Genomic DNA, 10,627 nt, shown 5'->3' with positions numbered 1-10,627 from the left:
CCCGACCCCCGCTCACGCGAGGCCCACCCTCCGCCGCAGAGGAGGAGGGGAGGAGACGGCAGCCCTCAGGCGCCCGGTGCCACCGTCGCGTAGTTCGAGGCGTCGTTCTTCGGGCGGTCGCCCGCGAGGTTCTCGCCGGTGGACAGGTAGTGGATCGTCTCGGCGATGTTGGTGGTGTGGTCGCCAATGCGCTCGACGTTCTTGGCGCAGAACAGAAGATGCGTGCAGAACGAGATGTTGCGCGGGTCTTCCATCATGTAGGTCAGCAGCTCGCGGAACAGCGAGTTGTACAGCGCGTCGATCTCGCCGTCCCGCTCCCACACGTTGTGGGCCGCGTTGACGTCGCGGCTGGCATAGGCGTCGAGCACGTCCTTGAGCTGCTCCTGGACGAGGTCGCTCATGTGCTGCACGCCGAGCACGATCTTCTGGGCCTGGGCCTGGTCGCTGATCGCGACGACGCGCTTGGCGATGTTCTTGGCGAGGTCGCCGATGCGCTCGAGGTCGCCCGAGACGCGGATCGCCGAGATCGTCTCGCGCAGGTCGATCGCCATCGGCTGGCGCCGGGCGATGAGCAGCACCGCGCGCTCCTCGATCTCGCGCTGCAGCGTGTCGAGGCGCTTGTCGGCGACGATCACCGCCTGGGCGAGCTGGGTGTCGCGGCGGACGAGCGCGTCGGTCGCCTCGGTCATCATCTTCTCGGCGACGCCGCCCATCTCGGAGATCGAGCGGCGCAGGTCTTCGAGGTCGGTGTCGTAGGACGTGACGATGTGGCCGGGCATGGGCGTGGGTCCTCGAACGATCCGGGTGCGGCTCAGCCGAAGCGGCCGGTGATGTAGTCCTGGGTCTGGCGCACCGTCGGGTTCATGAAGATGCGGTTGGTCGGGCCGACCTCGATGACCTCGCCGAGATACATGAAGGCGGTGAACTGCGAGATGCGGGCCGCCTGCTGCATGTTGTGCGTCACGATGACGATCGTGAACTCGCTGCGCAGCTGCTCGATCAGCTCCTCGATGCGGCCGGTCGAGATCGGGTCGAGGGCCGAGGTCGGCTCGTCGAACAGGATCACCTCCGGGCTCTGGGCCACCGTGCGGGCGATGCACAGGCGCTGCTGCTGGCCGCCGGAGAGGCCCATGCCGGACTGCTTGAGCTTGTCCTTCACCTCGTCCCACAGCGCGGACTTGCGCAGGGCCGATTCGACGCGGCCGTCGAGCTCGGACTTCGGCAGCTTCTCGTAGAGCCGCAGGCCGAAGGCGACATTGTCGTAGATCGACATCGGGAACGGCGTCGGCTTCTGGAACACCATGCCGATGCGCGAGCGCAGCTCGTTCAGGTCCACGCCGGAATCGAGGATGTTCTGGCCGTCGAGCAGCACCTGCCCCTCGGCGCGCTGCTCCGGGTACAGGCTGTAGATCCGGTTGAAGGTGCGCAGCAGGGTCGACTTCCCGCAGCCCGAGGGGCCGATCAGCGCGGTCACCTGCCGGTCGTGGAAGTCGAGGTTGATGTTCTTCAGGCTGTGGAACTGGCCGTAGTAGAAGTTCAGGGCCTGGGCGCTGATGCGGATCGGCGCGTGCTCGTCGGCCGGGTTGCGGCCGTCGAACCGGGTGGCGTTGATCGCGGGAGCGGCGTTCATCGTCGTGTTCCTCGTGGATGCCGGCGGCGGATCAGCGGGCGCGCTGCGGCTTGATGACGAAGCGGGCGACGACCGAGAGCAGCAGGATCGTCATGGTGATCAGGAGCGCGCCGGCCCAGGCGAGCTGCTGCCAGTTCGGGTAGGGCGAGAGGGCGAACTGGTAGATCATCACCGGCAGGTTCGCGACGCCGCCCATCAGGTCCGGGCTGAACCACGAGTTGTTGTTGAGCGCCGTGAACAGGAGCGGCGCGGTCTCGCCGGCGATGCGGGCCAGCGCGAGGATGATGCCGGTGACGATGCCGGCCGAGGCCGCCCGCCAGGTCACGCTGCGGATCACCGTCGACATCGGGGCGCCGAGCGCCACGCCGGCCTCGCGCAGCGTGCCGGGGACGAGGCGCAGCATGTCCTCGGTGGTGCGCACGATCACAGGGGTCGCGATAATCGCCAGCGCGACGCCGCCGGCCCAGCCGGAATAGGTCCCCATCGGCCGCACCATCAGGGTGTAGACGAACAGGCCGATCAGGATCGAGGGGGCCGAGAGCAGGATGTCGTTGAGGAAGCGGATCACCTCGGCGAGCTTCGAGCCGCGGCCGTACTCGGCGAGGTAGGTGCCGGCCATCAGCCCGATCGGCGTGGCGATGAAGATGCCGATGCCGGTGAGCACGAGGCTGCCGAGGATGGCGTTGGCGATGCCACCGCCTTCCGAGCCGGGGCCGGGGGTCGGCTGGGTGAACAGCAGCGGCGAGAATCCGCGCGCGCCCTCGACGATGAGCATCAGCAGGATCGAGCCGAGGACGAAGGCGCCGAGCACGGTGGCCGCCAGGCAGGCGATCCGCAGCGTGCGGTCGGCGACCCGGCGGCTGCCGCGGATGCGGGCCGGCTTCAAGGCCGGCGCCGGACGGATCGTGTTGGGAGCGTCCATGGCGGGTCCCTCAGGCGACCTTGACGCGGCGCGTCAGGAAGCGGGCGATGATCAGGACGACGAAGGTGATCGCGAACAGGATGCAGCCGAGCGCCATCAGGGAGTTCAGCTGCAGGCCGTCGGCCTCGTTGAACTCGTTGGCGATGCGCGAGGCGATGGTCGAGCCGGGATCGAACACCGAGGCCGAGAGGCGGTTGGCGTTGCCGACCACGAAGGTCACCGCCATGGTCTCCCCGAGGGCGCGCCCGAGGCCGAGCATAATCGCGCCGATGATCGAGACCGAGGCCTGCGGCAGCAGCACGTGGCGGACCACCTCCCAGGTGGTGCAGCCGATGCCGTAGGCGCTCTCGCGCAGGATCGTCGGGATCTGGTCGAGCATGTCGCGGGCGATCGAGGCCACGAACGGCACGATCATGACCGCCAGGATGATGCCGGCGGTGAGCACGCCGACGCCCGAGGGCACGCGGGCGTAGAACAGCGTGCCGACGATCGGCATGCCCTCGACCAGGTTCGACACCGGCATCTGCACGAATCGGGCGAAGAGCGGCGCAAAGATGAACAGGCCCCACATGCCGTAGATGATGCTGGGCACGGCGGCGAGCAGCTCGATCGTCATGCCGACGGGCTTGCGCGCCCAGCCGGGGCAGAGCTGCGTCAGGTAGATCGCGATGCCGAGCGAGATCGGCACGCCGATCACCAGGGCGAGCACCGCGGAGGCGAGCGTTCCGGTGACGGCGACCAGGGCGCCGTACTGCTCGGTGCCGATGTTCCAGGCGCTCGAGGTGAGGAAGCCGAAGCCGAACTCGCGGAAGGCGGGCCAGCCGCCGTAGAGGATCGAGCCGAGGATGCCGGCGAGCACCAGCAGCACCAGCAGGGCCGAACCGTAGGCGGCGGCGCGGAACAGGGCGTCGAGGCCCTTGCTCGGCCCCTTGCGCAGGCGTGCGCCCGAGGCGGCGCGCGTCACGGCGATCTGTTCAGTCAAGGCGGTCATCCGCGGTTCTTTTCACCGGCTGGCGTGGTAGCGCGCCGAACGGCCGGGCGCGAGGGCGGGGCCGGACGCGCGGGCGAGATCCGGCGAGGACGCTGCGCCCGCTCGGGGAACGGGCAGCCCTCGCGCTTCGCGCGGGCCGTCCGCTCGTCGCGATCGGCCGCGGGGCCGCGTGCGGCCCCGCGGGTTCGGCCTCACATGCCGAGGACGGGCTTTCCGTCCTTGCCCTTCACCTGCTTCCACTCCTCGTGGATCAGGCCGACGACGGCGTCCGGCAGCGGCACGTAGTCGAGGTCGGAGGCGAGCTTGTCGCCGTTCTTGTAGGCCCAGTCGAAGAACTTCAGCACGTCGGCGGACTTGGCCGGATCGGCGGCCTCCTTGTGGACGAGGATGAAGGTCGCCGCCGTGATCGGCCAGGCGTCGTCGCCGGCCTGGTCGGTGAGCGTGATGCCGAAGCCGGGCGCGCTCTTCCAGTCGGCGCTGGCGGCGGCCGCCTGGAACGCCTTGTCGTCCGGCTGCGGGAACTTGCCGGCCTTGTTGCGGATCAGCGCATAGCTGAGCTTGTTCTGCTTGGCGTAGGCCGACTCGACGTAGCCGATGGCGTTCGGGACCTGCTTGACGGTGGCGGTAACGCCCTCGTTGCCCTTTCCGCCCTGGCCGGCGGGCCAGCTCACGGTGGTGGCGGCCCCGAACTCCTTCTTCCAGCCCTCGGAGACCTGGCTGAGATAGGTGGTGAAGATGTTCGTCGTGCCCGAGGCGTCCGAGCGGTAGACCGGGGTGATGTTCGCGTCGGGGAGCTTCAGCCCCTCGTTGAGCGCGGCGATCTTCGGGTCCGACCACTTGGTGATCTTGTTGGCGTAGATGTCGGCGATCACGTCGCCGGTGAGCTTGAGCTTGCCCGGCTCGACGCCGGGGATGTTCACGACGGCGACGACGCCGCCCATCACGGTCGGGAACTGGACGAGGCCGTCCTTCTCCAGGGCGGGGCCCTTCAGCGGCGCGTCGGTGGCGCCGAAATCGACCGTCTTGGCCTGGATCTGCTTGATGCCGCCGCCAGAGCCGATCGACTGGTAGTTCAGGCCGGTGCCGCTGTCCTTGCGGTAGGCTTCCGCCCACTTGGAATAGACCGGGAACGGGAAGGTCGCACCGGCGCCGGTGATGTCGGCGGCGAGCGCCGGAAAGGCGAGCTGCGCCGTCGCGAGGCCGAGGGCGAGCGCGTAGGTGAAGGGTTTCACATCGATCTCCGTCATCCGTCGAGCGTGCCGGGCAGCGCGATCCGCGCGTTCGCATTCGCGCGGGCCACCCGGCGACCCGGCGGCCGCGGCCGCATCGCTCGACACCGCCGCCGTTAGGGCACGCAGATGACAGCCACATGACACGGCGCAACCAGGGCTCGAGGCGAGCGCGAACGCGGCCGGCGAATGCTGTGGCGATGGCACGCTTTACGGTGTTGGCGCGTTCTCATTGCGATCCGGGCCCTGTCGCGAGCATCCCGCCGCAACTCGCCGGATCGGAAGGTCGATCCCGTGTCCCACGATTCGCCTGCGGCGCCGACGCGTGCGCCGCTCCCCGACGACCACGCCTACCAGGCGCTCCACGCCGAGCGCGAGGCCCTGGAGCGCGACCTGGCGCTGGCGAAGGCACGGCAGAACTTCAGCACGGAGCCGGGCGAGGCCGAGCGGGCCCGCGCCGACGAGGCGTCGATGCTGATGAGCCTCGACCGGGTGCTGACGCGCATCCGCGCGGCCGAATACCAGCGTCGCCCGGGCGCCCGCCGCTGGTAGCCTGTCTCGGCTGGGTCCCGCGTCTCGCGGCGATCGGGCGAACCTCGCCACTTCGCCCCACGATCGACGGGTCGTCCCCCGCGGCGAGCCGCGTGCGGGCCGCCTCCCAGCCTCAGGCGCTGCGGCGGCGGTCGCGCTCCTTCTGGCGCATGCGCAGCAGGAGGTCGACCTGGGAATCGGGGATCGGCTGCTTGTCGACGCTGCCCTCGTAGACGGTGCGCAGGGTCTGGCCGAGATGATGGGTGTCGACGCTGGCGCCGTTGCGATGCGACGCGAGGACTTCGAACTTGGCTGCGGCCTGATGCATGGTCCCCCCCGGAACATGGAAGCGCCGGCGTCCGCGAATCGGTTTCGCCACCGGATCCCAACAGTGTCGGTCCGGATGGTTAAGGAGGGATTAACCTTAACCGACCGTTCTGCGCGCTCATCGGTATCTGATCCTAGACCGCCGCGCCTTCGAGCAGGCGGGCGGCGGCGGCGCGGGCCTCGTCGGTGACGGTGGCGCCAGCGAGCATGCGGGCGATCTCCTCGCGGCGGGCCGCGACGGGGAGCGAGGCGACGCGGGTGGCGACGCGGCCAGCCCCCTTCACCGCGTCCTTGGCGATCAGGAAATGCGTGCCGGCGCGCGCCGCGACCTGGGGCGCGTGCGTCACCGCCACCACCTGCACGTCCTGCGACAGCCGAGCCAGCCGCGCGCCGATCGCGTCGGCGACCGCGCCGCCGACGCCGGTGTCGATCTCGTCGAAGATCAGCGTCGGCGCCGAGCCCTTGTCGGCGAGCACCACCTTGAGGGCGAGCATGAAGCGGGACAGCTCGCCGCCGGACGCCACCTTCATCATCGGGCCGGCCTTGGTGCCGGGATTGGTCTGCGCCCAGAACGCGACCCGGTCGATGCCGGCGGCGTCGCGCGATTCGGGATCGGTGACGATCTCGGTGATGAACCGGGCGCGCTCGAGCTTCAGCGGGGGCAGCTCGGCCTGCACGGCGGCGTCGAGCGCCTTGGCCGCGCGCCGACGCCCCGCGCTGAGCTTCTCGGAGGCCTTGGCGTAGGCCGATTCGGCCGTTTGCAGCGTCACCTCCAGGCCGGCGAGCGCCTCCTCGCCGGCATCGATCGCGGCGACATCCGCCTCGTAGCGCTCGCGCAGGGCGGCGAGGTCGTCGGCGGCGACGTCGTACTTGCGCGAGGCCGCGCGCAGGGCGAACAACCGCTCCTCGACCCGCTCCAGCTCGCGCGGGTCGAACTCGGCCTCGGCCACCGCCGCGTCGAGGACGGCGCGGGCCTCGTCGAGGGCGACGAGGGCAGCGTCGAGCGCCGCGACGCAGGGCTCGACCAAAGCCGGCAGCTGCGCCGCCCGGCGCTCGAGCTTGCGGATCGCCGAGGAGAGCTGCGGCACGCTCGAATGCGAGCCGCCGACGGCGGCGAGCGCGTCGTTCAGCTCGCGCGCGACCTTCTCGCTCTGCTGCATCACGGTGCGGCGCTCGGCCAGGGTCGCCTCCTCGCCGGGCTTCGGATCGAGGGCCGCCAGCTCCTCGACCGCGTGGCGCAGGAAGTCGGCCTCCCGGCGCGCGGTCTCCACGCGGGCGCGATGCTCGGCCAACGTCGTGCGGGCGACCCGGACGGTCTTGGCCGCTTTCGCGACCGCGTCGAGCGGGCCGCTCAGGCCGCCGAAGGCGTCGAGGATGGCGCGGTGCGTGGTGACGTCGGCGAGCGCGCGGTCGTCGTGCTGGCCGTGGATCTCGACCAGGGCCGCGCCGATCGCGCGCAGCACCTGCACGCCGACGGGCTGGTCGTTGACGAAGGCGCGGGTGCGCCCGTCGGCCATCTGCGTGCGCCGCAGGATCAGGTCGCCCTCGGTGTCGATCTCCGATTCCGCGGCGATCCGCCGGGCGGGATGGTCGAGTCCGACGTCGAACACCGCGGTGATGCCGCCCTGCGCCTCGCCGTGGCGCACGAGGGAGCCGTCGCCGCGCCCGCCCAGCGCCAGGCTGAACGCGTCGAGCAGGATCGACTTGCCCGCGCCGGTCTCGCCGGTGAGCACGCTGAGCCCGCCGGAGAAGTTCAGGTCGAGCCGGTCGATCAGGACGATGTCGCGGATCGCGAGCTGCACCAGCATGCCGCGCCTTCGAGCCTCCGGGGCGCCGGCCGTCGTCCGGCCGGGCAACCCAAACTTAAGGGAAATACGAAGCCGTCATGTAGGCCGATGCCGGGCCGACCGCACCCCCGAAATGCGAAACGGGCGGAGCCGAAGCCCCGCCCGCGAGTCGCGTCCGGTCGTGATGCGCGGGCGGCCTACTGGGCGGCGGCCGTGCGGCCCATCACCGAGGAGTAGATCTTGCTGAGGAACGAGCTCTTCTCCTCGCGCGGCTCGAGGCCGCCGTTCTGCAGGAGGGCGTGCGCGTCCTTGTACCAGGGACTGTCGGGGAAGTTGTGCCCGAGCACGGCGGCCGAGTTCTGTGCCTCGGCGGTGATGCCGAGCGCCATGTAGGCCTCGGTCAGCCGCTCCAGCGCCTCCTCGGCGTGACGCGTCGTCTGATACTTGCTCACCACGTCGCGGAAGCGATTGATCGCGGCAGGGAAGTTGCGGCGCTCGAGGTAGTAGCGCCCGACCTCCATCTCCTTGCCGGCGAGCTGGTCGCGGGTGATCTGGATCTTGGCCTTCGCGTCGGTCGAGTATTCCGAGGTCGGATACTTCTGGACGAGCTCCTGCAGGGCGACGAGCGCCTTCTCGGACCGGTCCTGGTCGCGGGTGACGTCGGGGATCTGCTTGTACTGCGACATCGCCATCAGGTACTGGGCGTAGGCCGCGTCCTTGCTCGCCGGGTGCCGCTGCAGGTAGCGCTTCGAGGCGGTGATCGCGTCGTCGTACTTCTGGCCCTCGTAGTTCGCGTAGGCCGTCATCAGCAGCGCGCGGCGCGACCAGTCGGAATAGGCGTACTGCTTGTCGAGCGAATCGAACTTCTTGACGGCGCCCTCGTAGTCGCTGTCTTCCATCTTCGCCAAGCCTTCGCTGTAGAGCTTGTCGGCCGGCGTGTCCTGCACGACCTCGGGCTTGTACTTGTCGGCGAACAGGTTGGTCGGGTCGAGCGCGTCGCAGCCGCCGAGACCGAGGCCGAAGGCGGTGATGAGCACGGCCGCCGCCGCTCCGCGGGTCCGAAGGGTGACAGGCATTGGCGGTTCTTCCCCCGAACGGGCGCGTCCTGCGTCGCAGCGCGCCGTTGAGCCATCGTGACGTCGTGTCGGCGCCGGCACTCTACCGGGTCCGAGGTGCCACCGCATCCCGGACTGCCGCGCTCTTCACGGACGATTCACCGTGGCGCCAGATTCGGGCATGAAAGCGGCGGTTCCACGCCCGCGCAGATCGGCGGGCGGCTGTGTCTTGCAGGCCACATCGCCCGCGGGCGGCAGGCGGTTTGCCGGAGAGATCTCAGAGGTCGCCGGCGAAGGCGGCGATGCCGAGGCCGGCGCCGAACTCGGCGAGCGCGGTCTCGCGGCGGGTGCCCTGGGCCTCGACGATCGCGTAGTTCGCACGGTCGGCGAACAGGGCCTCGAGGATGCCGACGTTCATGCGGTGCCCGCCGCAATAGGAGCGGTAGGCGCCCTGGAGCGGCAGCCCGGCGAGGGCGAGGTCGCCGACCGCGTCGAGGAACTTGTGCCGGACGAACTCGTCGGCGAAGCGCAGGCCTTCCGGATTGACCACGTCGGTCTCGCCGACGGCGACGGTGTTCTCGAGGGAGGCGCCGAGGGCGAAGCCCGCCTTCCAGTAGCGCTCCACGTCCTTCATCATGCCGAAGGTGCGGGCGGGGGCGATCTCGCGGCGGTAGGCGGCGGCGGTGAGGTCCATCGCCTTGCGCGAGCGGCCGATCACCGGGCTTTCGAAATCGATCTCGACGTCGAGGCGGAAGCCCCGGTCGATCGGGCGCAGCTCGGCGAAGGCGGTGCCCGCCTCGATGCGGACGTGGCGCAGCACCTTGATCCAGCGGCGGGCGGTGCCGGTCTGCGCGATGCCGACCGCGTCGATCGCCTTGACGAAGGGGAGCGCACTTCCGTCGAGGATCGGCATTTCCGGTCCGTCGATCTCGACCAGCGCGTTGTCGACGCCCAGGCCGTAAAAGGCGGACATCAGGTGCTCAATCGTGGCGACCGCACCGGATTCGACGTCGCCGATCACGGTGCAGAGCTCGGTCGCGGAAACGCAGGCGTGGTGGGCCTTGATCAGACGGTCGTTGCCGGAGGCCATTCCGGTGCGGAGGAAAGCGATGCCGTGGTTCGCAGAAGCCGGGCGCAGCGTGATCGCAACCGGGTTTCCGGAATGGACGCCGATGCCGCTCAGCACGGTCGCGCCCTTGAGGGTTGTTTGTTGGTTCGTCCGCATTCCTTAGCCCTCGGCCGCGATCCGGCCACGCCACCCCGCATTTCGCGTGGTGACGACGCCTTCCGATCCGTCCGCTGCTTGAAGCCCCTGCGTGCGGCGTCGGTCCGAAAACCGCGCCGCTATTCGTTGGTCCGAGATTTTTATAGCTGCGGCGCACAGCACGGCCAAATCACGCTTTCTTACGCTGTGTTACAGACACGCTTGCGCCGCGATCTCGGGAATATCGTTCCAGTGCAACATGTTAACGAATGGTTAACAAGCCCTCTACAACCGCGGCGCGCTGTGTCTTCGAGGCACCATGACCGGGTCCGAGGCCGCGCGACGGGACCGGAAACGGCGCCCGGAACGACGAAAGAACCCGCCGGCCCTCGCGGAGCGGCGGATCCATGCTGCGGTGCGACAGGCGCCCGGGCGGCATCCCGGCCGGGCGGCGAATCGCGCGAATAAGTCCCGCGGGCCTTCGCCCGCGGGGTCTCGGTGAGCGTCGGATCAGTTGGCCTGCCGGCGGAGGAAGGCCGGGATCTCGAGCTGGTCGTCGTCCATCATCCGCGGCTGGGGCGCCATGCGGCCCTGCGCGTCGAGGTTGCCCTGCGCCGGGCGGTAGGTCGGGGCGACCGGAGCCTGGACCCGCGGGGCCGGCGGCATCGGGGCCTGGACCTGCGGCTGGGCGCGGGGCGCCGGCGCCGGCTCGGCTTCCTCGCGGCGGCCGCCGAAGCCGACGGTCGCGAGGCGGCGGAGCAGGCTGGTGCGCTTGGTGTCGCCCTGGTTGTCGACCGGCTCGCCGCGGCTGGCGGCGATCTGGGTCTGGGCGATCGGCGGCAGCTCGTGGATCTGCGGCATCCGCGGGGCGCGGGCGAGCGGGGCGGCGACGGGAGCTGCCGGGCGCGGCGGCATGAACGGGCCGGCATGGTGCTGGGCGACCGGCTCGGG

Annotated in this window: 10 protein-coding genes and 1 pseudogene; 1 reads left to right on the top strand and 10 read right to left on the bottom strand. The window is 70.2% G+C overall.

Going from position 1 to position 10,627, the window contains the following annotated elements; genetic code table 11:
* Window positions 1-65 precede the first annotated feature (65 nt).
* The 5 genes from phoU to pstS form a co-directional block, all read right to left on the bottom strand.
* Window positions 66-779 carry a phosphate signaling complex protein PhoU gene (phoU, locus tag FV227_RS26140; RefSeq protein WP_147728561.1) on the bottom strand — a complete coding sequence of 238 codons (714 nt, stop codon included), beginning with the start codon at window positions 777-779 and terminating at the stop codon, window positions 66-68.
* Window positions 780-811: 32 nt separating this feature from the next.
* A complete protein-coding gene (gene pstB, locus FV227_RS26135; RefSeq protein ID WP_147728562.1) occupies window positions 812-1,630 on the bottom strand; it encodes a phosphate ABC transporter ATP-binding protein PstB in 819 nt (272 codons plus the stop codon).
* Window positions 1,631-1,661: 31 nt separating this feature from the next.
* Window positions 1,662-2,552, bottom strand: coding sequence for a phosphate ABC transporter permease PstA (gene pstA, locus FV227_RS26130; RefSeq protein WP_147728563.1), 891 nt, complete (start codon window positions 2,550-2,552; stop codon window positions 1,662-1,664).
* Between the two features lie 10 nt (window positions 2,553-2,562).
* Window positions 2,563-3,543 (bottom strand): phosphate ABC transporter permease subunit PstC, encoded by a 981-nt coding sequence (gene pstC, locus FV227_RS26125; RefSeq protein ID WP_147860258.1) that lies wholly within the window; start codon window positions 3,541-3,543, stop codon window positions 2,563-2,565.
* A gap of 191 nt (window positions 3,544-3,734) precedes the next feature.
* A complete protein-coding gene (gene pstS / locus FV227_RS26120) occupies window positions 3,735-4,775 on the bottom strand; it encodes a phosphate ABC transporter substrate-binding protein PstS (RefSeq protein WP_147728115.1) in 1,041 nt (346 codons plus the stop codon).
* 291 nt (window positions 4,776-5,066) lie between these two features.
* Between pstS and FV227_RS26115 the strand changes: the two genes are divergently transcribed.
* Entirely contained in the window at window positions 5,067-5,324 is a 258-nt protein-coding gene (locus FV227_RS26115; protein WP_147728114.1) for a hypothetical protein, read from the top strand.
* Window positions 5,325-5,436: 112 nt separating this feature from the next.
* Here FV227_RS26115 and FV227_RS26110 read toward each other — a convergent pair whose 3' ends face one another.
* From FV227_RS26110 to FV227_RS26090, 5 genes and pseudogenes are all read right to left on the bottom strand, one after another.
* Window positions 5,437-5,631, bottom strand: a complete 195-nt coding sequence (locus FV227_RS26110) for a hypothetical protein (RefSeq protein WP_147728113.1) — start codon at window positions 5,629-5,631, stop codon at window positions 5,437-5,439.
* Window positions 5,632-5,764: 133 nt separating this feature from the next.
* Window positions 5,765-7,438, bottom strand: a complete 1,674-nt coding sequence (gene recN, locus FV227_RS26105; RefSeq protein WP_147728112.1) for a DNA repair protein RecN — start codon at window positions 7,436-7,438, stop codon at window positions 5,765-5,767.
* A gap of 176 nt (window positions 7,439-7,614) precedes the next feature.
* On the bottom strand, window positions 7,615-8,493 hold the full coding sequence (locus FV227_RS26100; protein WP_147728111.1) for an outer membrane protein assembly factor BamD: 879 nt from the start codon (window positions 8,491-8,493) through the stop codon (window positions 7,615-7,617).
* A gap of 256 nt (window positions 8,494-8,749) precedes the next feature.
* Window positions 8,750-9,697 (bottom strand): UDP-3-O-acyl-N-acetylglucosamine deacetylase, encoded by a 948-nt coding sequence (gene lpxC, locus FV227_RS26095; protein WP_147728110.1) that lies wholly within the window; start codon window positions 9,695-9,697, stop codon window positions 8,750-8,752.
* A 489-nt stretch (window positions 9,698-10,186) separates the two neighbouring features.
* Window positions 10,187-10,627 (bottom strand): annotated as a pseudogene (locus FV227_RS26090) (cell division protein FtsZ); the annotation flags it as partial.

The sequence above is a fragment of the Methylobacterium sp. WL119 genome, from assembly GCF_008039875.1.
Lineage (GTDB): Bacteria > Pseudomonadota > Alphaproteobacteria > Rhizobiales > Beijerinckiaceae > Methylobacterium.
The sequence above is the reverse complement of the archived record's forward strand: the minus strand, read 5'-3'. Positions and strand labels throughout refer to the sequence as shown.